22 protein-coding genes and 1 other annotated feature are annotated in these 24,441 nt (G+C 34.0%); of the genes, 17 read left to right on the forward strand and 5 right to left on the reverse strand.

Annotation, left to right across the window (positions count from 1 at the left end; genetic code table 11):
• The first annotated feature begins 42 nt into the window (after nt 1-42).
• From fabF to NCCP28_RS05930, 4 genes are all read left to right on the forward strand, one after another.
• Nucleotides 43-1,281 (forward strand): beta-ketoacyl-ACP synthase II, encoded by a 1,239-nt coding sequence (gene fabF / locus NCCP28_RS05915; protein WP_248560484.1) that lies wholly within the window; start codon nt 43-45, stop codon nt 1,279-1,281.
• A 359-nt stretch (nt 1,282-1,640) separates the two neighbouring features.
• Complete coding sequence (locus tag NCCP28_RS05920) at nt 1,641-2,060, forward strand: Fur family transcriptional regulator (RefSeq protein WP_248560485.1); 420 nt, start codon at nt 1,641-1,643, stop codon at nt 2,058-2,060.
• Between the two features lie 325 nt (nt 2,061-2,385).
• A complete protein-coding gene (locus NCCP28_RS05925) occupies nt 2,386-3,081 on the forward strand; it encodes a DUF2268 domain-containing putative Zn-dependent protease (RefSeq protein ID WP_248560486.1) in 696 nt (231 codons plus the stop codon).
• Nucleotides 3,082-3,407: 326 nt separating this feature from the next.
• Nucleotides 3,408-4,154, forward strand: coding sequence for a YjbA family protein (locus NCCP28_RS05930; protein WP_248560487.1), 747 nt, complete (start codon nt 3,408-3,410; stop codon nt 4,152-4,154).
• 96 nt (nt 4,155-4,250) lie between these two features.
• Here the strand turns inward: NCCP28_RS05930 and trpS are convergent, their stop codons facing one another.
• Complete coding sequence (gene trpS / locus NCCP28_RS05935) at nt 4,251-5,240, reverse strand: tryptophan--tRNA ligase (RefSeq protein ID WP_248560488.1); 990 nt, start codon at nt 5,238-5,240, stop codon at nt 4,251-4,253.
• 108 nt (nt 5,241-5,348) lie between these two features.
• Nucleotides 5,349-5,572: a binding site (T-box leader), on the reverse strand.
• Between the two features lie 533 nt (nt 5,573-6,105).
• On the opposite strand from trpS, the gene NCCP28_RS05940 reads away from it, so the two are divergent.
• The 11 genes from NCCP28_RS05940 to pepF all read left to right on the forward strand — a co-directional run bounded on the left by NCCP28_RS05940 (nt 6,106) and on the right by pepF (nt 19,928).
• Complete coding sequence (locus NCCP28_RS05940) at nt 6,106-7,722, forward strand: peptide ABC transporter substrate-binding protein (protein ID WP_248560489.1); 1,617 nt, start codon at nt 6,106-6,108, stop codon at nt 7,720-7,722.
• Nucleotides 7,723-7,817: 95 nt separating this feature from the next.
• Nucleotides 7,818-8,753 (forward strand): ABC transporter permease, encoded by a 936-nt coding sequence (locus NCCP28_RS05945; protein ID WP_248560490.1) that lies wholly within the window; start codon nt 7,818-7,820, stop codon nt 8,751-8,753.
• A gap of 2 nt (nt 8,754-8,755) precedes the next feature.
• Nucleotides 8,756-9,673: an ABC transporter permease gene (locus NCCP28_RS05950; protein ID WP_248560491.1), complete on the forward strand. Its 918-nt coding sequence runs from the start codon at nt 8,756-8,758 to the stop codon at nt 9,671-9,673.
• A gap of 12 nt (nt 9,674-9,685) precedes the next feature.
• Nucleotides 9,686-10,762: an ABC transporter ATP-binding protein gene (locus tag NCCP28_RS05955; protein ID WP_248560492.1), complete on the forward strand. Its 1,077-nt coding sequence runs from the start codon at nt 9,686-9,688 to the stop codon at nt 10,760-10,762.
• Nucleotides 10,755-11,690 (forward strand): ABC transporter ATP-binding protein, encoded by a 936-nt coding sequence (locus NCCP28_RS05960; RefSeq protein WP_248560493.1) that lies wholly within the window; start codon nt 10,755-10,757, stop codon nt 11,688-11,690. The genes NCCP28_RS05955 and NCCP28_RS05960 overlap by 8 nt, the downstream gene beginning before the upstream one ends.
• A 303-nt stretch (nt 11,691-11,993) precedes the next feature.
• Nucleotides 11,994-12,569, forward strand: coding sequence for a GNAT family N-acetyltransferase (locus NCCP28_RS05965; RefSeq protein WP_248560494.1), 576 nt, complete (start codon nt 11,994-11,996; stop codon nt 12,567-12,569).
• A gap of 511 nt (nt 12,570-13,080) precedes the next feature.
• Nucleotides 13,081-13,476, forward strand: a complete 396-nt coding sequence (gene spxA, locus NCCP28_RS05970; protein ID WP_248560495.1) for a transcriptional regulator SpxA — start codon at nt 13,081-13,083, stop codon at nt 13,474-13,476.
• A 618-nt stretch (nt 13,477-14,094) separates the two neighbouring features.
• The gene (gene mecA, locus NCCP28_RS05975) at nt 14,095-14,751 is read left to right on the forward strand and encodes an adaptor protein MecA (RefSeq protein ID WP_248560496.1); all 657 of its coding nucleotides are present in this window, start codon (nt 14,095-14,097) and stop codon (nt 14,749-14,751) included.
• A 157-nt stretch (nt 14,752-14,908) separates the two neighbouring features.
• A complete protein-coding gene (cls, locus tag NCCP28_RS05980; RefSeq protein WP_248560497.1) occupies nt 14,909-16,426 on the forward strand; it encodes a cardiolipin synthase in 1,518 nt (505 codons plus the stop codon).
• Nucleotides 16,427-16,766: 340 nt separating this feature from the next.
• Nucleotides 16,767-17,981, forward strand: a complete 1,215-nt coding sequence (locus NCCP28_RS05985; protein ID WP_248560498.1) for a competence protein CoiA — start codon at nt 16,767-16,769, stop codon at nt 17,979-17,981.
• Nucleotides 17,982-18,110: 129 nt separating this feature from the next.
• Entirely contained in the window at nt 18,111-19,928 is a 1,818-nt protein-coding gene (gene pepF / locus NCCP28_RS05990; protein ID WP_248560499.1) for an oligoendopeptidase F, read from the forward strand.
• 349 nt (nt 19,929-20,277) lie between these two features.
• Here pepF and NCCP28_RS05995 read toward each other — a convergent pair whose 3' ends face one another.
• The 4 genes from NCCP28_RS05995 to NCCP28_RS06010 form a co-directional block, all read right to left on the reverse strand.
• The gene (locus tag NCCP28_RS05995; RefSeq protein WP_248561099.1) at nt 20,278-21,150 is read right to left on the reverse strand and encodes a ClpXP adapter SpxH family protein; all 873 of its coding nucleotides are present in this window, start codon (nt 21,148-21,150) and stop codon (nt 20,278-20,280) included.
• Complete coding sequence (locus tag NCCP28_RS06000; protein ID WP_248560500.1) at nt 21,150-21,557, reverse strand: globin domain-containing protein; 408 nt, start codon at nt 21,555-21,557, stop codon at nt 21,150-21,152. The genes NCCP28_RS05995 and NCCP28_RS06000 overlap by 1 nt, the downstream gene beginning before the upstream one ends.
• Before the next feature lie 316 nt (nt 21,558-21,873).
• Entirely contained in the window at nt 21,874-22,509 is a 636-nt protein-coding gene (locus NCCP28_RS06005; RefSeq protein WP_248560501.1) for a lytic transglycosylase domain-containing protein, read from the reverse strand.
• Between the two features lie 44 nt (nt 22,510-22,553).
• A complete protein-coding gene (locus tag NCCP28_RS06010; RefSeq protein ID WP_248560502.1) occupies nt 22,554-23,138 on the reverse strand; it encodes a CYTH domain-containing protein in 585 nt (194 codons plus the stop codon).
• Nucleotides 23,139-23,295: 157 nt separating this feature from the next.
• Between NCCP28_RS06010 and NCCP28_RS06015 the strand changes: the two genes are divergently transcribed.
• Nucleotides 23,296-23,670, forward strand: a complete 375-nt coding sequence (locus tag NCCP28_RS06015; protein WP_248560503.1) for a UPF0738 family protein — start codon at nt 23,296-23,298, stop codon at nt 23,668-23,670.
• A 70-nt stretch (nt 23,671-23,740) separates the two neighbouring features.
• Nucleotides 23,741-24,370: a GTP diphosphokinase gene (yjbM, locus tag NCCP28_RS06020; RefSeq protein ID WP_282579527.1), complete on the forward strand. Its 630-nt coding sequence runs from the start codon at nt 23,741-23,743 to the stop codon at nt 24,368-24,370.
• The last annotated feature ends 71 nt before the right edge of the window (nt 24,371-24,441 follow it).

The raw sequence follows: 24,441 nt of genomic DNA on the forward strand, positions 1-24,441 counted from the left end.
TTTCATGTAGAAACGAATGAAAGAAAAAGGAGAGTTATAATCATGAATAAAAGAAGAGTAGTTGTTACAGGAATAGGTGCAGTTACGCCTTTAGGCAAGGATGCAGCAATTACCTGGGAAAATATTGTCAATGGTGTTTCGGGCATCGGGCCATTAACTAGAGTCAATGCAGATGAATATCCTGCAAAAGTTGCAGCAGAAATTAAAGATTTTAATCCAGAAGATTTTATGGATAAAAAAGATGCGAGAAAAATGGATCGTTTTACACAATATGCACTAGCAGCATCATTAATGGCGGTAAAAGATGCTGATTTGAAAATAACAGAAGAAAATGCAGCGCGGATTGGTGTTTGGATTGGATCAGGAATCGGCGGGATGGAAACATTTGAAAATCAATATGAAATCTTCCAAAAAAGAGGCTATAAACGTGTGAGTCCTTTTTTTGTGCCAATGTTAATTCCTGATATGGCAACAGGACAAGTATCCATTACGCTTGGTGCAAAAGGGGTAAACTCTTGTACTGTAACAGCATGTGCAACTGGTACCAACTCGATTGGAGATGCATTTAAGGTCATTCAGCGTGGAGATGCAGATGCGATGGTTACAGGTGGTGCTGAAGCGCCGATTACAAAAATGTCCGTTGCTGGATTTTGTGCGAACACAGCATTATCGACTAATCCAGACCCTAAAACAGCAAGCAGACCATTTGATGCAAATCGCGATGGGTTTGTAATGGGAGAGGGAGCAGGAATTATTGTATTAGAAGAATTAGAGCATGCGTTAAAAAGAGGCGCTACTATTTATGCAGAAATAGTAGGATATGGAGCAACAGGTGATGCTTATCATATTACTTCCCCAGCACCAGGGGGAGAAGGCGGAGCAAGAGCAATGAAAATGGCCATCGATGATGCTGGTTTGAAACCAGAAGATGTGTCCTATATTAATGCACATGGAACTAGCACAGCCTATAATGATAAATTTGAAACAATGGCAGTGAAAGAAGTATTTGGAGAATATGCTTATAAAGTTCCAATGAGCAGCACAAAATCTATGACAGGCCATTTATTAGGGGCAGCAGGAGGAGTGGAAGCGATCTTTAGCATTTTGGCTATTAGAGATAGCGTCCTTCCACCAACGATAAACTTTGAAACTCCAGATCCTGATTGTGATTTAGATTATGTAGTTAATAAACATCGTAAACAAGATGTAAATATTGCTATGAGTAACTCTTTAGGATTTGGCGGCCATAATGCAACTATTATCTTTAAAAAATACCAATAAAATAATTAAAAGGACAGTTCCTTATTATAAATAGGGGGGCTGTCTTTTTTTTAGGATATATTAAAGCTTATGGACGATTTTGAGAAATTTTATTGATTGGATCGAACGCCTGAAGCGGAAAACAACAGGAAAATTTAACAGAGTCTTTTTATAAAAATGCTTTCTAATATTAATTTGTAATAATTACAAATTAATATTGACTATAATGAAAAAGTATATATAATTATAAATAAAGATAGCAACATGAGGAAAGCGTTATCAATATAGAGTTAATCATTGGCATAAAATGATTAAAGAAATTGCTGGTGAAAAAATGAATTTGCCGCCTTTCATTATATTTTATTAAAAAGGAGGTTCCTATGCTTAGTGTTGATATGGCCATGAAGGCATTAAAGGAAAAAAAAATTCGATTAACTCCTCAGAGGCTTGAATTAATTAATATTCTGTCACAGGAAAACAAACATTGGACGGTTGAAGAGTTATACCATATATTAAATGAACGAATGCCATCTGTCAGCATTACGACGATATATAATAATATTAATTTATTTTGCGAATTGGAAATGGTGAAAGAAATCCAGTTTGGTGAAAGCTTAAGCAAGTATGAATGGAAAAAACGGGATCATTATCATATAGTGTGCAAGGCATGTGGAGACATAGTAGATGTGTGGTATCCAACTTTAAAGGAGGTTGAAACTGTTGCAGAATCTATATCAAAATTCCAAATCAGCTCCCATAACCTTCAATTTTACGGAGTGTGCAGCCAATGTTCGGAGTAATAAATCAGAGAAAGAAAACGAAATGTGTTTGCAATGTAATCAGCCGATTAAACGGTTAAAACATTCCATTATTTGTGGATGTGGGTTTAAAATAAGAAAAATAACCTAAAAACTTGTATGAGCAATTCATACAAGTTTTTTTTTCACACTTATTGATTATAAACATACAGTAATAAATCAAGAATGCAAAGTTTTAGAGAGTGCCAGTATTTTCTTTATGGAAGATAAAATGTAAAGGAGAAAAATAAATGGGGTAATAAAAACAGATAAATGGCTGGAAACTAATTTTTCAAAACCTGTTGCTATATGCGAAGAATTTGCAGATTTGTTTAAAGAAGATCGTCCTAAACGAGTTTATCAATATTTAGTGAATTTCGGCATGTATCGCCCAAATCGCCAAACAAAAGAAATTTATGAAAAACTAGTGGAAATGAAAGTATGGGATAAAGTGCAAAATATCTTTGCAAAGTATAAAAAATTATGGAAAGGCCCAGATATCCCTATTTATATTTTTCCATTTGAGCCCCATAGAAAAAGCAAGGAAACGAAGTCTGGTGTATCATTTCCTGATAAATTATTTTTGTTTATCGGGTATATAGAAGATGATAAAGAACTAGAAGCCTTGTTGATTCATGAGTATCACCATGTATGCCGCATCCATAATCAAAAGAAACAAATAGAAGAGTATACTTTGCTAGATTCCATTATTATGGAAGGATTGGCAGAACATGCTGTAAGGCAATATTGTGGGGAAAAATATAATGCCCATTGGTGTCAAATGTATAAAGAAAAGGAAATACTAAAATATTGGGAAGAAGATTTCAAGGAAAATTTGAACATATTGAAAACAGAAAAATTACATGATGCATTACTTTTTGGTTTAGGACCTCATCCAGACATGGTTGGCTACTGTTTAGGATATTATTTGGTAAGCAATTATCTGGATCAGAGAAATTCAACAGACATAACATTATTTAAGGCAGATAGTAGAGTATTCATTCAGAAAATGCTTGATGAATAATTTGATTGTTAAGCAAGAGGATACAGCACAAATGATGGAGATACATAACTTTTTATCATGCATCTCCATTATCTGTAGCTAAGGTATTTATGAACTTGTACATATAAATAAAACAAGAGCATATAAATAGAGATAAATAGAGTTTACTAAAAAAACTGTTTGCCTATTAGTAAGGGATAAATAGATAAAAAGAGATCAAAAAAGGGAAAAAACAATTAGTTTTATTTAAGAAGAAAATTTTAACAAAACCTTAAAAATCAGGAATAAAATGCCTGATCTATGCCCATACTGATTGACAAACAGATGTTGAAGTGAGGGGTTATAATATGCAGTATCTTCATGATGTTTGGGTAAATTGGTTTGAAGGGGAAGAAAATGGCTATAATGTTTGTCATTTTCACGAATGGAGGAAAGATGATGGAGTAGAGCTGCTGGATCAAGTTCCGCTATTAAAAATAGATTCCGTTTTATTTAACTACATAGAAAATGATTTAGCAGAGCTGCCGCAGCAATTATTGGATGAAATATACCAGAAAGCCTATTTACGAAAAAATCACGAACGAATTCAACTTGAGTATTGTTTTGTTGTATCAGACGGTGTAGGGATTTTGGTTGTTGATACGCTTGGATATTCGGTGCCGATTAGAAAAAGCAGAATGATACCGAGACAAGAACAACTTGCTTATGAGTTATTAGAGAGCCAAGAAACAATTTCTTATACGTATAAAGTCAATGAAGAGCAAAAGGAATTTCATATTTTATCGCCTGAACCGGAAATTATGAATGGACTAACGAGAAAAGAACGACAATTAAAGCAATTATTGTTTATGGCGCTAGACCAGCTTTATTCTTCAGAAAATGTAGCGGAAGTGCGATATTGGTATACGGAGTGGAGTCCAGAACGCTATTTTGAAATTCAACGTTTAGATTTTGAGAATGCTTGGAAAGAACTATATGAGAATACCAAATATGGATGGACTGCTAAACATGAGCAATTTTGCGAAAAATTAATAAAAGGACAGCCATTTTTTGAAAAAATGTGGGAAGTGGAAAATGGCCCACGTGTAAATTAATAAAAAGCTGCAGCCCTGTTAATTGGCTGCAGCTTTTTGCTGGATATTAAGTCTCTGTAATCGCTGTTATAACAGAATGGTAAGAAAGGAGATTTATTATCGGCGTTTTCTGCCCAATCCCATTGCATTCTCCATTTTTTTGACCATTTTTCCTGCGACTTTATTAGCTTTTTCTGCTCCTAGATCTAAAATGTCATCAAGTTCAGTAGAATTCATCAACTCTTTATATTTTTCTTGTATCGGCTTAAGGCTTTCTACGACTACTTCTGCCAAATCTGCCTTAAAGTCGCCATAACCTTTTCCTTCATATCGCGCTTCAAGTGCCTCGATGCTTTCGCCTGAAAGGATGGAGTAAATAGATAAAAGGTTAGATACACCTGGTTTATTTTCTTTATCGTATTTTACAATGCCTTCTGAGTCGGTAACTGCACTTTTAATCTTTTTTACAATTTGAGATGGTTCATCTAATAATGTGATAGTCGCTTTTTTATTTGGATCAGATTTGCTCATTTTTTTTGTTGGTTCTTGCAAAGACATAATGCGCGCTCCAACTTTTGGAATGCGAACTTCTGGAATCGTTAAAATATCATTATATTTTTTATTGAATCTTTCTGCTAAATCACGAGTTAATTCTAAATGCTGCTTTTGATCTTCGCCAACGGGAACAATGTCTGTTCCATATAATAATATATCTGCGGCCATTAGAGGAGGATAGGTTAACAGCGCTGAAGAAACAGCATCCTTACCTGCTGATTTATCTTTAAACTGTGTCATTCTTTCTAATTCTCCAATATAAGAGATGCATTGCATAATCCAAGCACCTTGAGCATGCGCCGGCACCTCTGACTGAATAAATAATGTTGCTTTAGATGGATCAATTCCTACTGCAACATAAAGTGCTGCAAGAGAGCGAATATTATTGCGCAAAGTTAGCCGATCTTGGGGCACGGTAATTGCATGCTGGTCCACAATGCAAAAGTAACAGTTGTATTCGTCTTGCAGTTCTACAAATTGACTTAATGCCCCGATATAATTTCCTAATGTAATAGTGCCGCTTGGCTGTATTCCTGAAAAAATGGTTTTCATAATAGCCTCCTGATTTTTATAGGTGAATGTTTTTTCTTCTCTTAATGAATAATCCTTGATACTATATTTAAACAAATACAAAAAGGACCATACGTCTCCTATTATTGGAATAGGGACGAATGGTCCGCGGTGCCACCCTAAATTGCTTTAAAAAAAGCCACTTAAAGCCTTGGTATCGAAAGGCAATCGCTGAAAGTATAGTTTGCAAACTTTATGCATTTCCACTTCAGTGCTCAAAAGTCCATTCCTTATACACGGTTGTTTGTTTTCACCATCCACAAACTCTCTTTTAAACCGAATATATAAGTACTACTCTTTATCACAGCATCATTTTAGAGATATTTTTATATTTCTAAATTAAACTAATTTGCATGAAAAATCAAGAAAAGCGCAGAATTTAATTATCTAGAAGTAAAGCTATTTTAAAAATATAACAAAAAAACTTGCTGTAGAAATGCATCAAGGAGAAAAGTTAAATATTGCAATGTTTTAATGTATTAAAATATTTCTAAATAGTATTTTATTCTACGAAATTCTACAAAAAATTCTTGCAATATATTATATGCATATATATAATTGAAAATACGAGTGGACAGGAAATTAATATTTCAGACTATTTAAACAAAGGATGCATAACAAATACATAATTATTTGTTTATTATTATTATTATAGTAAACTATGAAAATAATATGGGGTTAAAGTGAAAATGATATTTTTCTTTTTCTTAATATAATAGGTAGGTTAAGTATATTTAAATTAACTGACTATTCTGTGAAAACACCTGGGATGTATTCTTGTTTTTTTTCTGGAGAACCTAATTTTCGAAAGATCCACACGTGGAAAAAATATAGGGGGGTAATAACTATGAAGAAAAAAACGCTTGTACTTCTTAGTCTAGTGCTTGCACTTAGTGCATTTCTTGCTGCATGCGGCGGCGGAAAAAGCGGTGATGACAAGAAAAAAGTATCACAAGATTTACGTTTGAATCTTACAACTGAACCATTTTCTTTAAACCCTGGTTTAGCGAATGATTCTGCATCAGGTAACGTATTGCGTCAAACATTTGACGGTTTAACTCGAATCGGCAAAGATGGAGAGCCGGAAAACGCAATCGCTGAAGACATTCAAGTATCAGATGACCAAAAAACATATACATTCAAACTTCGTGATGCAAAATGGACAAACGGTGATGCAGTAACTGCAGAAGATTTCGTTTATGCTTGGAAATGGGCATTAGATCCTAAAAATGAATCACAATATGCTTATCAATTGTACTACATCAAAGGCGCTGAAGCTGCTAACATGGGCAAAGGCAAATTGGATGATGTAGCAGTAAAAGCAGTAGATGATAAAACATTAGAAGTAACGCTTGCGAACCCAACACCATATTTCACTCAATTAACAGCATTTTATACTTATTTGCCTGTTAACCATAAAGTAGCTGAAGCAAATCCAGACTGGTACAAAGATGCTGGCGATGATTATGTTTCAAACGGACCATTCAAAATGACTACATGGAAACACTCAGAACAAATCGTTCTTGAGAAAAATGATACTTACTGGGATAAAGATACTGTAAAACTTGATTCTGTTGAGTTTTCAATGATCAATGATCCAAATACTACATTAAGCATGTTTGATAATGATGAATTAGATCGTGCTGGAGCTCCTTTTGATACAGTGCCAACTGATTCTATGAAAGCTTTAAAAGATAAAGGTACACTGCAAACACAAGCAATTGCTGGTACTTACTGGTATAAATTTAATACAGAAGTAAAACCATTAAACAACGTAAATATTCGTAAAGCATTAACATATGCAATTGATCGTCAATCTATTGTTGATCAGATTACACAAGGTGGACAAATTCCAGCAATGGCAGCTGTTCCTCCAAGTATGTTTGCTGAAAATGAAAAAGGCTATTTTAAAGATAATGATGTAGCTGCAGCTAAAGAAGCATTAGCAAAAGGATTAAAAGAATTAGGCTTAAAAGATGCATCTGAATTACCTGCAATCACTTTATCTTATAATACAGATGAAGCACATGCGAAAATTGCACAGGCAGTTCAAGATATGTGGAAAAAGAATTTAGGAATCAACGTTAAATTAGGAAACGAAGAATGGGCAGTTTATATTGATAAACTACATTCTGGAGATTACCAAATTGGACGTATGGGCTGGTTAGGCGACTTTAACGATGCAATCAACTTCCTTGAGTTATACCGCGACAAAAAAGGCGGAAATAATGATACAAACTGGGAAAATGCAGAGTTCAAAAAACTTCTTGTTGATTCTCAAACAGAAACAGATTCAACTAAACGTCAACAAATGTTAAAAGATGCAGAAACAATTCTTATGAATGAGCTTCCAATTGCTCCTATCTACTTCTACACAGATAGCTGGGTACAAAAAGACAACCTTAAAGGCATTGTAATTTCTGGTCTTGGTGATGCTCAATTAAAATGGGCGTATTTCGAATAATAAAGTAAATTAAAAGTTAAAAGGTATATGGAGCAATAGCTTCATATACCTTCCTTTCTAATTGGAGCTAATTAGAAAATAATGGAGGTTAAACCATGATAAAGTATTTGACAAGACGTCTGCTGTTTATGATTCTGTCTTTACTGCTTATTGTTACAGCAACGTTTTTCTTCATGCGCTTGGCACCAGGTAATCCATTTACATCAGAAAAGCAGCTGCCGCCAGCGATTGAAGCTAATTTAAATGAGCACTATGGATTAAATGACCCATGGTATGTACAGTACGGAGAATATTTACTACGAATAGTACAGTGGGATTTTGGCCCATCTTTTAAATATAAAAGTCAAACAGTAAACGATTTAATTAATGAAGGTTTCCCAGTTTCTTTAGTATTAGGGCTTGAAGCGATATTTATTGCTTTAGCTGTTGGGGTAACATTGGGAATTATCGCAGCATTAAAACATAATAAATGGCAAGACTATTTAGCAATGATTATTGCAGTACTAGGGATTTCTGTGCCTTCTTTTATAATGGCGGCCTTTTTGCAATATATATTTGCAATAAAATTAGGCTGGTTCCCAGTTGCAAGATGGGGAACATTCTCTCAAAGCGTGCTTCCGGCAATCGCACTTGCTGCAGGACCAACAGCATTTATTGCAAGGCTAACTCGATCTTCTATGCTTGAAGTGCTAAACAATGATTATATTAAAACTGCAAAAGCAAAAGGTCTAGGAGAGTTTGTTATAACAGTGAAGCATACTATTAGAAATGCAATTCTTCCAGTTGTATCTTATATGGGACCATTATCAGCAGGGGTTGTAACAGGAAGTTTTGTTATTGAAAAAATCTTTGGTATTCCAGGGCTTGGCGCTCACTTTGTAAAAAGTATCGGAAACCGTGACTATACAGTTATTATGGGTGTAACAGTATTCTATAGTATTATCCTATTAGTATCTGTTCTTCTTGTCGATATCTTGTATGGATTAATCGATCCGCGCATTAAATTAGCTGGCGGGAAGAAAGGAGAGTAAGCATGCAGCAAATTTCAAAGGATAAATTTAAAGTAGTAGGCAACAGCAGAATAGAGGCCGAAAAAATTACGAAACCTAGTCTTTCTTTCTGGAAAGATGTTTTTATGCGTTTCAGAAAAAATAAACTTGCTATTTCAGGGCTAGTGATATTAATTATTCTTATTGTTATGGCACTTATTGGTCCATTACTAACGCCGTATAATTATTATCAAAACGATTTAATGAAAGCAAATCAACCTCCAAGTGCTGAGCATTATTTTGGTACAGATGATCTTGGGCGGGATATGTTTGCACGTATCTGGTATGGTGCAAAAATTTCATTGTTTATCGGAATTGCAGCAGCTTTAATTGACTTGGCAATTGGTGTAATTTGGGGAGGTATTTCCGGTTATAAAGGCGGCAAAACAGATGAAGTGATGATGCGTATTGCCGATGTGTTATATGGGATTCCATACTTATTATTAGTAATTCTATTAATGGTTGTCCTTGGGCAAGGATTGGGAACAATGATTCTTGCTATGAGTATCACTGGGTGGATTAATATGGCTCGTATTGTACGTGGACAGGTATTATCCTTAAAAAATCAAGAATACATTTTAGCTTCCAGAACATTAGGTTCAGGGATTACAAGAATTATGAGCAAACATTTAATTCCGAATGCAATGGGACCAATCTTAGTTACATTAACATTAACAGTTCCAACTGCAATTTTTACAGAGGCATTTTTAAGCTATTTGGGATTAGGCTTAACGCCGCCATTAGCAAGTTGGGGGACAATGGCAAATGATGGGATTTCTGCTATGACGTATTATCCATGGCGCTTATTTTTCCCAGCTATGTTTATTTGTTTAACTATCTTTGCATTTAACGTTATTGGCGACGGAATTCGCGATGCATTAGATCCAAGACAACGTAAGTAAGGAGTGAGATAGATGGAAAAATTATTAGAAGTAAAAGATTTAAAGGTCTCATTCCATACGTATGGAGGAGAAGTGCAAGCAGTGCGCGGTGTTTCCTTTGATTTATATAAAGGAGAAACATTGGCAATCGTAGGAGAATCAGGTTCTGGAAAGAGTGTAACATCTCAAACATTAATGAAACTGATTCCAATGCCTCCAGGGGAGATTAAAGGCGGGCAAATTTTGTTTAATGGAGTCGATATTGTTCCAAAAACAGAAAAGCAAATGCAGCAAATTCGCGGAAAAGAAATGAGTATGATTTTCCAAGACCCAATGACATCATTGAATCCGACGATGCGCATTGGAAATCAAATTATGGAAGTATTGATTAAACATCAAAATATGTCCAAAGATGCTGCGAAAAAAAGAGCAATTGAATTGTTGACACTTGTAGGGATTGCCATGCCTGAAAAGCGTGTTAATCAATATCCCCATGAGTTTTCTGGCGGTATGAGACAACGGGCAATGATCGCTATCGCATTGGCAGCGAACCCTCATTTGCTGATTGCTGATGAACCGACGACAGCACTAGATGTAACAATTCAAGCGCAAATTCTTGATTTAATGAAAGAACTGCAAAATAAATTAGAAACAAGCATCATCTTTATTACCCATGATCTTGGTGTTGTAGCAAATGTTGCTGATCGGGTAGCTGTAATGTATGCTGGACAAATTGTAGAAATGGGAACTGTTGATGAAATTTTCTATGATCCAAGACATCCATATACATGGGGACTTTTAGCATCTATGCCGAGTTTGGATAATGATGATCAAACAGAATTGGCAGCTATTCCTGGAACACCGCCAGATTTAACACATCCGCCGGTTGGAGATGCGTTTGCGGCAAGAAATCCATATGCTTTGGCAATTGATTTTGAACAAGAACCGCCTGTTTATCAAGTGTCGGAAACTCATTTTGTGAAGTCTTGGCTATTGCATCCAGATGCTCCAAATGTTGAGCCGCCTGCATCTGTTAAAGAAAAAATTCGTCCGTTAGCCTCTAATTTTGCAAAACCAGTACTAGTAGAGGGGGATAAAATCAATGGCTGAGAAACTACTTGAAATTAAACATTTAAAACAGCATTTCAATGTGGGAAGACCAAATTTAGTAAAAGCAGTTGATGATGTGACATTCGACATTTATAAAGGGGAAACACTTGGACTTGTTGGAGAATCGGGCTGCGGCAAATCAACAACAGGAAGAACGATTATCCGTTTATATGAAGCAACAGGTGGAGAAGTTTTATTTAATGGAGAAAATGTGCACGGGAAAAAATCAAAAGCAGATTTGAAAAAATTCAACCGCAAAATGCAAATGATTTTCCAAGATCCTTACGCTTCTTTAAACCCAAGAATGACTGTTGCTGATATTATTGCAGAGGGAATCGATATTCATGGCTTAGCAAAAACGAAACAAGAGCGTATGGAAAGGGTATATGAGCTGCTTAATACAGTTGGTTTAAATAAAGAGCATGCCAACCGTTATCCTCATGAGTTTTCCGGCGGACAAAGACAGCGTATTGGAATTGCAAGAGCGCTTGCTGTTGATCCAGATTTCATTATTGCGGATGAACCGATTTCAGCTTTGGACGTTTCTATTCAGGCGCAGGTTGTTAACTTAATGAAAAAACTTCAAAAAGAAAAAGGATTAACGTATTTATTTATTGCCCATGATTTATCCATGGTAAAATATATAAGCGATCGAATTGGCGTAATGTATTTCGGCAAATTGGTGGAACTTGCACCAGCAGATGATCTATATAATAATCCAATTCATCCATATACGAAATCTCTTTTATCTGCCATTCCTTTGCCAGATCCTGAAACAGAGCGTACTCGTAAAAGAACAACTTATGATCCTCGTGTTCATCAATATAAAGAAGGCGAAGAAGTAAAAATGCGTGAAATAAGACCAGGTCATTTTGTTTATTGTTCAGAAGCAGAATTTAAAAAATACCAGGCACAATATAAAGATTAACCAATAACGATCTCTAGATATGAGATCGTTATTTTTTTATGTCTAATAAGCTTTAAAAAATAGTCCTGGTAACTTGCTGGCTGCTTTTTGAGTGCGATCCTAGAGAAACATCCCTTTGACTCGCCTTTTTCGCAGAAATCTCACACCTTTACTTCCAATCAATAAAGGAGCAAAATCATCAATGAACTTTAACATAGCAAGAAAAATAAAAAAGAAGGAAGCTATTTTAAAGATGATTAGGGTATGTTAATAATAGATAATACATAAAGTGAATTTTAAATCATGTAATAAGGAGTTTTATTTATGCATTGGTATGATAAATTAAATGAATATTTTCCAATCGAGGAAATGAAATCACAAGATCATATGGAGACATTGCTGGAGGATTTTCCAGAGCTGTATCATAAAGACGAGGGGAAATACCATGTGTTGATGTATGTAGAAGCGGATGAGTTTGTTTTTATAGACTATCTATTTGTATCAGCCGAGTCAAGAGGGATGGGAATTGGCCATCAGCTAATAGAAAAATTAAAAGGGAAAAATAAACCGATCATTTTAGAAGTGGAGCCTGTCAATTATAAAGATTCAGACACTAAAAAAAGATTGATGTTTTATCAGCGAGAAGGCTTTCAACATGCATCTTCTATCGGGTATAAAAGAAAGTCATTGGCAACTAAAGAAATTAATGAGATGGAAATTTTGTATTGGGCTCCAAATGAAGAAGGAGAAGAGGTTGTTTTACAAGCGCTAGTGAAAACTTATAAAAAAATTCATACGTATAAAGATACACATTTTTATGGGGAGCCGTATGAGCCTGCGGATGAAGCAATTCAAATAAATGCTGAAGATAAAAGAAAAGATATTTTTGATGAAATTTGACTAATAATGTAAAAGTTTTAAAAATAGTATGTATGTTTCTATCATATTTTCAATGAAATTGTCGTAATTGAGAATCTATTTAGTTGGTTTATAAAATAAGTAGGACGGGTATAAAAAAGTAGCAGTTTTTAAAATAATAAAAAAACAAAAAAAAAATAATATTTAATAATAAAAATGAAACCTTTTTCTATCTTAATCGTCTATATTAATAAGTTAAAAATAAACAGAGGAATTCTGTGGAAAAAGTGCAGAATTCTCCAAAATAAAAGGAGGAAATCACAGCAAAAAGTATAAATGATAAGCAGATGGAACTTTTCCGAAATTGTTTGCATAATTGACTGATGATATTAAAAAAACATATACCAAAATATATATAATTAGTGTATAATATTTAATATAAATTACTTGATTAAATTAATTACAATTTAATAATATATAATATTCAAGTGTTTATACTATTTTAAAATTATTTCCATTACATGTCTAAATAAAGGGAGCGTGAATTTGTAAAATGGTAACATTATACACTTCACCAAGTTGTACATCCTGCAGAAAAGCAAAAGCATGGTTAGAAGAACATGATATAGCTTATAAAGAAAGAAACATTTTTTCTGAACCATTATCTATCGAAGAAATCAAAGAGATTCTTCGCATGACAGAAGATGGAACAGACGAAATTATTTCAACAAGAAGCAAAACATTTCAAAAATTAAATGTAAATTTAGAAACGATGCCATTACAAGATCTATTTGGATTAATTAAAGATAATCCAGGGCTGTTGCGTCGTCCTATTATCATTGACGAGAAAAGACTTCAAGTTGGATATAACGAGGATGAAATTCGTCGTTTCTTGCCAAGAAAAGTACGCACATTCCAATTGCGTGAAGCGCAGCGTTTAGTAAATTAATAAAGTATATAATTTATAGGGTCTGACGGGTTTCTATCTTTTGTGTTTTGGATAGAAGAGTCAGGCCTTTTCATATATATAGTATGCAGAATGCAAGCAGAGAATGATAAAAACACACATTAAATTTGTGAAGAAAGATTGTTTTTGATAAAATACAAGAAATAAAAGCAACTTATTTTTATCATATATTCACGGTCTTTTGATTCCTTCTCAAGGATAATAAGAGAAAAGGCGAGATTTAGGCAGAAACTTGTACACAAAGGCATGATTGAAGGTTCACTTTATGTATTCCTTGCCTTTAATATTTTTAATATTCCTTTAAAAGCTGCAAGGATTGAAATTATTAGGAACGGCTATAATACTAAATATAATTCTTTTTGAATAGGTTAGTTAATATAAATAAGTAAGAAGAAAGTTTAAATAGGCGAATAATGGTTTTTAAAATTCTCAGTATATTTTAATTCCCTTTGCATCACTTTTGTCATAAAATATAGAAGTACAAGGTACAAAATACGGAAATGACTAAGTACGAATATGATAAATTGGGTAAAGAGTAACTAAATTATCTGTATGGGGGTATTAGTCCCTTCCATCATAGCCTGAAGGGAGTTTTGCAGAATGGAAATAGAACGCATTAATGATCATACAGTTAAGTTTTACATTTCGTACATTGATATAGAAGAGCGTGGATTTAAGCGAGAGGAAATATGGTACAACAGAGAACGAAGCGAAGAATTATTTTGGGAAATGATGGATGAAGTTCATCAAGAAGAAGACTTTATTCTAGATGGACCGCTTTGGATTCAAGTTCAAGCATTAGATAAAGGCTTAGAGATATTAGTGACAAGAGCACAATTATCTAAAGATGGACAAAAATTTGAAATTTCCATACCAGAGGATAAGCTAAAGGATTTGCCGTTAGATGAACGTTTCGAAGATTTAATTGATCAGCAGTTTTCTGTTAAAGATATTGAGGAAGATTATGATGAAATTTTAGAATTTGTAATTGAATTCAAAGATTTTGAAGATGTTATTGCACTTTCAAAAGTACATGGCTTAGAAGATGTGGATTTAAAACTTTATAGCTATAAAAATATATATTATGTATTTATGCGTTTTTTAGAAGATGTAGAAGAGGAAGAAGTAGATAACCTTTTAAGCATTCTTTTGGAATATGGGCAGGAAACAAAAACAACAATTCATATACTAGAAGAGTATGGAAAAACAATTATTGAAAATAATTTAATGGAAGAATTAAGAAAGTACTTTTCTTAAAATACCGATTTTTAATGAAATCGGTATTTTTTTTTGATTAGATGACATATTGTCTAGGAAGAGGCATGTATTATCCACCTTCAGGGTACATATAGAATTAAGAGGGAAGAATATTAACAGCAAATGATATAAAAGAAATATGGGCAGGTGTTCAGAGATGAATCATACAGCTAGATTAAGTATTTTTTTAGCAGTTTCAGGACTGTTTGTTTATATTTCTAATTTTTTTATTACGATAAAAGGAGGATTTTATGGACAGTTAAGCATGCTGATTAGCTTTTCTGTTATTTTTATTGGATTTGTTATCTTTTTTGAAAATAGACATCCAACCCAAACATTAACTTGGCTTATTGTTTTGGGGAGTTTTCCTATAGTTGGATTTATTTTTTATTTATTATTTGGCAGGAATTATCGAAAAGAGCGAATGTATAGAAAAAAGTATTTTCTTGATAAAGAGGCGTTTCTTAAGATTGAAAGGGAAATTAGTTATGGTACTGAAGAACGAATAGAACAGTTAGAAGTGCATCAAAAAAACTTATTTCGTCTTGCTGAAAAATTGAGCAATACCCCTATTTCCTTTGGTTCATCAACAAATATTCTCACAAATGGGGAAGAGACTTTTTCTGCAATACTTGAATCGATTAAAGGAGCAAAGCATCATATCCATTTAGAATACTATATTGTCCGCCATGATAAAATTGGCGAAGAAATAAAAGAAATATTAGTAAAAAAGGCAAAAGAGGGAGTGAAAATCAGATTTTTATATGATGCAGTAGGTTCTTGGCAGTTATCAAAAAAATATATTCAGCATCTTAAATTAGCTGGTGTTGAAATGATTGCATTTGGACCAGTTAGAATGCCTGTATTAAATAGTAAATTTAACTTTCGAAATCACCGAAAGATTATTGTGATTGATGGCAATATAGGATTTGTTGGAGGCTTAAATATTGGGGATGAATATTTAAGCAGAAATCCTTCTATTGGCTTCTGGCGTGATACTCATTTAATGGTAAAGGGAGAAGCTGTTAGATCTTTGCAGCTTATTTTTTTGCAAGATTGGTTTTATATGACAAACAGCAGTTTTTTGACAATCGACTATTTAACTCCTGCTTCGGAAGAAAATACACATGGTGGTGTTCAATTGATTGCTGGCGGTCCTGATAATGAATGGAGTGTGATAAAAAATATATTTTTTAGCATGATGGCAACAGCCACAAAATCTATCTGGATTGCCACCCCTTATTTCATTCCAGATGAAGATATCTTTTCAGCCATTAAGATTGCTTCATTAAGTGGACTTGATGTCAGACTGCTTGTCCCAAATAAACCAGATAAGCGAATTGTTTTTCATGCATCGCGTTCCTATTTCACAGATTTATTAGAAGCTGGAGTCCGTGTATACGAGTATGAAAAAGGGTTTATGCATAGCAAAATTGTTGTAGTAGATGGAGAAATCGCCTCGATTGGAACATGCAATATGGACATGCGGAGTTTTCATTTGAATTTTGAGGTCAGTGCTTTTTTGTATAAAACAAATAGTACAGAGAAATTAGTAAAAGAATTAGTGCATGATATGCAGCATTCTAAGGAGCTTCATTTAACTGAATTTAATAAAAGGCATGTAGGGTTTCGGATATTAGAATCTACCTCTAGACTATTGTCACCATTATTATAGCATGCCGCTTTAATGAGTTTTTGCCACGTCCGCCAACAATTTGTTGCTTAAGGAGTTTTAGGCTGCATAGAAGCTGTCACAGGACGTGGTGTAGTCTGTGTTCAAAGGGATGAATAATATTAATATTGGAGCAGCTGAATTTTTATCACGCATTAACGGGCAGTAAAATCCCTACTGATTGAAGTTTCACTTTATGAGCAAAACTTGGCGGTGCTAGTTAAACTGACTTTTTATTCGCAGTTTTTAGAAAAAAAAATTGCAGCCAGATAGATAATTAATGAAGGAAATAAACAATCTTAGGGAGAATAGAAGTATAGTAAAAAAAGGAGTGTGATTTAGATTGTTTACCGCCAAGCTAGGCAATGGACAAATAATTAATTTATGGAAGATAAAAAGGGACAATCTCAAAAAAATGCGTCAAAACGTTTCTTTTTACTGTCCTGAATGCAACGGAAAAGTGATTTTGAAAATGGGGGAGAAAAAAATTATGCATTTTGCCCATGAAAAAGACATGGGGTGTCAAGCAAATGCAGAAGCTGAGTCAAGTTATCATCTGGAGGGAAAACGACAATTATATTATTATTTGAAAAAAATTGGATTACATCCAGAATTAGAGCCATATTTTTCTTCTATTAAACAACGGGGAGATATAGGAGTTGTAATCAATAATCAGTACTATGTGATAGAATATCAATGTTCTCCCATTAATCCAGACTTATTAAGAAAACGAACATCTGGTTATTTAAATAGAAAGATTATGCCCATTTGGATTCTTGGATTTAAAAATATGAAAAAAATAACAAGAGGCACGCTCCGGTTATCTGCATTTTCAGCTCAATTCATCGTAAACTATCATGAGCAGTATATTCTTCCATCTTATTGCCCCGTACAACAAAAATTCTACTTCTTCCATTCCTTTTTTCCTTTGACAATTAATAAGACTTATTGCATATGCGAATCACAATCATTAAGTGAGTTAGCCTCTTTTCCTTTTCTTCAGAATTCTAAGCTTATGCTTCCCTTGGATGAATGGAAGCATGGAATTAGAAAACAGAAAATGCATCATATTCATTACCATACAACTATCAATAACCAGTTTTTAAAAGAAATCTATCCTCATAATCTCCATCCGCATTTTTTGCCTCCATATACGGGCATTCCGCTTCCAACTGCTATCATATTTGAGACACCTCCTTTATTTTGGCAAACATTTATTATTGTCGATAGTTTTTTAGGAGAAAATAAAGGGAAAATAATTTCTTTTCAAAAAATATTGGACTATTTTTCTTGGAGAATCGACAGCCAGCATATTAAAATAAGAAAATTTCCATTAGCAGCTGATGAAAGCAGATGGAAACATGCTGTTTTAGACTATTTGCAAATTCTTGTGCAAATAAATATAGTACAAGAAATTAAACCCAAATTTTTTTTGTTTCAAGGAGAGATACAAACAGATTTTCATTATCAAAAACAGCATAATTGGGAAGATGAATTTTATAAAAAATATGCTGAAGTTCTGCTGGCAAAGAAAATAAATAAAGGAGAAATAGGGTAAATTAATGGAGCATAAAGATATGCTTTTTAGAAAAATGACCGCTAAAGCAGGAAATCTTAAAAAAAAGTAGAATTATTGAAGGATAGTATAAAGTTTCGCCATGCGAAATTTAGGACTGGGGGACTAAAAATGACAAAAGAGTCAAATGTAAAAAAATTGCCGCTCCGCAAAGAAGTGCCAGCAGAGGATACATGGAAGCTAGAAGATATATATGCAACAGATGAAGAATGGGAAAAGGAATTTAAAGAAGTACAGCAGCTTTCAGAACATGCGGCTGAATATCAAGGGAAATTGGCAGAAGGAGCAGATACCCTTTACAAGGCCCTTGACTTTCAAGATAAGCTGCTAAGCCGTTTAGGCAAATTATATACATATGCTCATATGCGTTATGATCAAGACACGACAAATAGTTTCTATCAAGGATTTGATGGAAGAATTAAAAATCTTTATGCTCAAGCAGCCAGCTCGCTTAGTTTTATTGTTCCAGAAATTTTATCCATCGAAGAAGCAACAATCAAAGGCTTTTTAGAGGAAAAGGAAGAATTGAAGCTATATGAAAAAGCATTGGAAGAAATTAATCTGCAGCGTCCACATGTTCTTTCAGCAGAGCAGGAAGCTTTGCTTGCACAAGCTTCAGAAGTATTGGATGCATCCAGTAATACATTTGGCATGTTGAATAATGCAGATTTAGAATTTCCGAGCATTAAAGATGAAAATGGAGAAGAAGTGGAAGTGACACATGGCAGATACTCTCGTTTTCTTGAAAGCGAAGATCAGAGAGTGCGTCGCGATGCATTCATGGCAGTATATGAAACATATGGGAAATTTAAAAATACGTTTTCCTCTACATTAAGCGGAACAGTAAAAAATCATACATTTAATGCAAAAGTCCGCAATTATAAATCAGCGCGACATGCTGCACTTTCTGCAAATAATATTCCAGAGCAAGTCTACGAAAATTTGGTGGAAACGATTAATGAATATTTGCCTCTTCTCCATCGCTATATTAAGCTTCGCAAAAAAGTGCTGAGTATAGAAGAATTGCATATGTATGACCTTTATACACCATTGGTGAAAGATGTGAAAATGGAAGTCAGCTATGAAGAAGCAAAAGATTATATGATAAAAGGGCTGGCGCCGCTTGGAGAAGAATATGCCTCTATTCTAAAAGAAGGTTTTGAGAATAGATGGGTAGATGTGCATGAAAACAAAGGAAAAAGAAGTGGTGCGTACTCTTCTGGGGCATATGGCACAAATCCTTATATATTAATGAATTGGCAGGACAATGTAAATAATTTATTTACATTGGCACATGAATTTGGCCATTCTGTTCATAGCTATTACACACGTAAATTTCAGCCATATCCTTATGGGAATTATTCCATTTTTGTCGCAGAAGTTGCCTCTACATGCAACGAGGCTCTATTAAATGATTATTTGTTAAAAACGATTACAGATGAGAAAAAGCGATTATATTTATTGAACCATTACTTAGAAGGGTTTAGAGCAACAGTATTCCGTCAAACTATGTTTGCTGAATTTGAACATTTAATTCATGTGAAAGCGCAAAATAACGAAGCATTAACTGCCGAGTTGTTTACACAAGAATACTATGCCTTAAACAAAAAATATTTTGGTGAAGAAAATATTACAATCGATGAGGAAATTGGTTTAGAGTGGTCAAGAATTCCTCATTTCTACTACGATTATTATGTTTATCAATATGCGACAGGATACAGTGCTGCAACTGCATTAAGTAAACAAATATTAGAGGAAGGGCAGCCAGCAGTCAAACGCTATATTGACTTTTTAAAGGCAGGCAGTTCTGATTATCCAATTGAAGTGCTTAAAAAAGCAGGTGTAGACATGACTAGCAAAACGCCGATTATTAATGCATGTAAGGTATTTGAAGAAAAACTCAATGAAATGGAAAGTTTATTATCTTAAATAATGATGGAAAAGAAAGAAGGCATACGGAAAATTTCGTATGCTTTTATTTGCGAACATTAATTTTAATATTTGTCTATTTTGTGAACAGAATCACAAGTTGTTGAAAACACTAAATTACTGTGATAATATTACGTTGTGAAGTTAATCACAAACAAACTTATACCCCTTTGTTTGACCGTGAAAAATTTCTCCCATCCCCTTTGTTCGTAATAAAAATGAAAAAAGGCCTTGCGCTGTGACGTCAAGCCCTTTTTTTATTGTGTGCCCCTTTTGAATACATTAACAATAGTAAACATCATACATACGGTTAGGGAAGGATAAGTATTTTTTTCTTATCCTTTTTTTGCTAATCTATATATTTCCAAAACATGCCGTACTTTGCAGGGATTTGTTCTACTAGCTGTTTTAATTGTAATTTTTTCATTTCTCTTTCGATTTCTTGAATAGATTTATTATATACAACGGAAAGTTCCTTTGAAGCAACAAGCTTAAAGCACTTTAAAAAAGCTTCAAGTGATGGCGGTTCTGCCTTTTCCGGAACCATTTGGAGCATTTCCTCTATGATTTGAACATATATTTCATATGAATAATAGCCTGTAATTTTAATTCCTTCTTCTTCAATATTTTCATTAAAAAATACAAGTGTTGGACTTTCTGTCACTTCCATTTCTGATGTAATTCTTAAATCACACTGAAATGCTTTGGCGGCAGTTTCAGAATGGATATCTGCGACAAACTCGACTACATCAAGGCCAACATCTTTAGCGCATTCTTTTAGCACGCCAAATGTTGCTACATTTTGTTTTTCCAGAAAAAGCATTTCTTGGAGCTTTCTTAAAAAACGCAAACCTGATTTTCTTCCTTGGAGTTCTGCGGCTTTAAGCGCAATAGAAGCTAAATAGGGTGAGACAATTGGATTTTCAAACCAGACAGAACCGTCACAGGACATGCCAGTTCTGCTAGCTGTTTTTTCCCATAATTCTGCAATTGTGCTGTAATTGTTCTTTTTACATGAGTTAAGTGCAGACAGTCTTCCGCTTACAACATGCTTTAAAGAAAAATATTGTCCATATTCAATTTGCAGTTTTTTTATAATGGGCTCAAGTGCCCAGCACTCAGGGCATAGCGGATCAATAAATAAATATATTTCAAGTGGTTTGCTGTCATGGCAACTGTCATAAGCTGTGTTCGGGTTGGATGTGAATAATTCTTTTTCTATCACGTGTTATCACCTTTTTTATTTTCATTTTCCACCGAATTAATCATGTGTTTTGCTGTTAAAGCAAGTCTTGAAAATAATCCTTCGCGGATAGATGCATCCAGCTCTATTTCATTCATTGCATCATACATACAGGATAACCAGGCATTTGCTCGTTTTTCTGTGATGGGGAAAGGCAAATGTCTAGCCCGCAGCATCGGGTGGCCATGCTCATTGGTGTAAAGAGAGGGCCCTCCTAAATATTGAGTAAGAAATTGCTTTTGTTTACGGGCAGTTTCTGTTAAATCTTTAGGAAAGATAGGAGCCAGATCAGGATGGCTTGCTACACGTTTATAAAAAGCGTCTACGAGTTTACTTAATGTGTCTTTACCAATCATTTCATAAGGTGTGGGCATTTTTTCAACCATCAAAAAAACTCCTTTATTCATACAAGTAGTTACTATTAATACGGATATTGCGACGAATAGGATAGCAGTTAATTATTGCTGTATATTTTATATTTTAGCAATGGTGATTTCTTTGTACAAATAAATAGCTTGTGGAGAATAGAATAAGTTTCAAAATGCATCCAATATCTATCAGGAAATCTACCTTGATTTTTGGATTTAAGCGGTGAATGAAATAAAATGCAGTTCCAAAACCTTCTTGCTACAGTTTATAAATTTCCATAGCAGAAGGAGTCTTGGAATATAAAAATTTATTAGTCCTCTAAATGATGAGAGATTATGCAAAGTAATGGTTTGTCACTTTTTCAACATAGTTTTGTGTTTCTTTAAATGGAGGGATTCCACCGTATTTGTCAACGTTCCCCGGACCGGCATTATACGCTGCCAACGCCATTTTGACATTACCGTTATATTTATCCAGCATTTGGCTTAGGTACTTTGTTCCTCCCATAATATTATCTTCTGGATTAAAGGCGTTGGTTACGCCTAGGGATTTGGCTGTGCTAGGCATAAGCTGCATTAATCCTGAAGCTCCAGCATAGCTGGTAGCATTTGGGTTAAAGTTGGATTCTACCTTAATAACAGATTCGATCAGCTTTGCCGGCACATTATATTTTAAAGCAGCCTCTTGAATAATCTTTTGATAGTCTGAATTCGTGCTGGATGAATTTGTTAATTTTGTTAAGCTCTTTGGCAGCAATGCCACACTATTTGCATTTGTGTTGGATAACACAGCAGAACCAAGAGTGTTTTCCAAGATATTGTTTGTTGATAGTGATGCATCTGTTGTCATGTTTCCAAGCAATTCCTGAAATAGAGATGAGTTTGCGCTATTTGTACTGTTGCTGTTGCCTAATGAAAAATTTTGCATGGCTTGTAGTTCCAATAAGGCTTTTAATTGATCAATTTTCATGAACATCCTCCAAATAGTTAGCGAAGATATGTTTACAGCAGTTATTAGCTTTGCTGTTCGTATTTTTTATCATAAAAGCGCTGAACTTTATTTTTTGTTTGGCGCTTTGGTATCTGGAATTTTTGTAGAATTCGCTCGAAATCCGTTAGTCCTTTTTGTCGATTAGTCACTTCATATTCTAACTCAAAATCTTCTTCATTTAAATAAAAACTATGATCTAAAACAAGTAAACCATTTCCAATTTTTTTTTCTGCCCGAATAGTAGACAAAGAACCGAAATATTGGATATTGTGTGAGGGAATATCCATTTGTGCTAATAAATTTATTATTTGATTCTCTTTAATGGCACCTGTTTTAAAGATATCCTCACTTTCTTGTGGTGTAAGTGTTTTATTTGTTTCTAGCAGACCATCCTTATGTGGTTGTTTTAAAGTTAATTCGTAAAAATCTTGTTTTTTTCGAATTCTTAGTGCTGCCTTATTTTTTTTAAGGAGAAAATCACTTGTGTCAAAATAATGATTTTCTTGTTTGAATAAATCCTCATCTTTTATGTCAAAATGGCTTTTTAATTGTAAATATTCCTTTTTCGTTAATAAATTTTTAAATTCTATTTCGATATTTTGCGTCATATTTTTAAATCCTTTCTTGGATGAATAAATCCTTTTTTTGCATTGTTGAAGAGTAGGCTTCTTTATCCTTTATTATCGCGTTGTTTCTATTTAACTTCAATGTTTAGGAGAAATTAAATGGATGTGGTAAAATAGTGCGTAGTATGGAGGGTGAAAAATGAATAAAAAATTACAAATTATAAAAGCAGAATTAATGGAAAAAGAACTAATTTTAAGTGTGGATCAGTCGATTCCATTTGATCATATAAAGCCAGCGGGACAGATGTTAGTGGATTCTGATGATCTAAGTTTTATCTATTTATTAGAAACAGATGATCATTATGTTTATTTGGTGATTGGAAAAGAATATTGGAATGAAATAAAAGAAAGCAAAGATTCTGAGCTCCTTGTTTATATAAGCAATGGCAGCAAAAAAATAGCTTTAGAGAAATTTTTTGAAGAATTAGACTATCTAATTCAGAATATAGAAGGAAATGGAAATTATGGAGAGGAAATGGAGAAGGCTGTAGAAGCGGCATTTCTGCAAAAATAACGGATATTTTATCAGAAAAACGCAATAAACATCGATCTAGGGGAGCCTATGAAAATGGGGTGTTATACATATGAAGAATTGGGAGCAGTTTTTGGCCCCTTACAAACAAGCGGTTGATGAGTTGAAGGTAAAGTTAAAAGGAATGCGCAGCCAATTTAATCAGGAAGATGAGCATTCTCCCATTGAGTTTGTGACAGGACGAGTAAAACCAATTGCAAGTATCTTAGATAAAGCGAATGTAAAGGGTATTCCATTAGATAAGCTAGAAACAGAGATGCAAGATATCGCAGGGCTGCGTATGATGTGTCCATTTGTTGACGATATTATAAGAGTAGTAGAACTATTAAGAAAAAGAAATGATTTTGAGATAGTAGAAGAAAGAGATTATATTTTACATAAAAAGAAAAGTGGATACCGATCTTATCATGTTGTCATTACATATCCTGTACAAACGATAAAGGGAGAAAAAAGAATTTTAATGGAAATACAGATTCGCACACTTGCGATGAATTTTTGGGCAACAATTGAACACTCTCTTAATTATAAATATAAGGGCCAATTTCCAAAGGATATTCAAATGAGATTGCAAAGTGCGGCAGAAGCGGCATTTCGTTTAGATGAAGAAATGTCTACTATACGAGGAGAAATCCAAGAAGCCCAGGCAATTTTTAATAGAAAAAAAGAAACAAAAAAAGACTGATTTTAAGGGAAGCAATTGTTGGATAAAAATGATTAGCAGTTTTGTTGAGACTGACAATTGTATAAAGCAAA

The sequence above is a fragment of the Niallia sp. NCCP-28 genome, assembly GCF_023168165.1.
Taxonomy (GTDB): domain Bacteria; phylum Bacillota; class Bacilli; order Bacillales; family Cytobacillaceae; genus Niallia.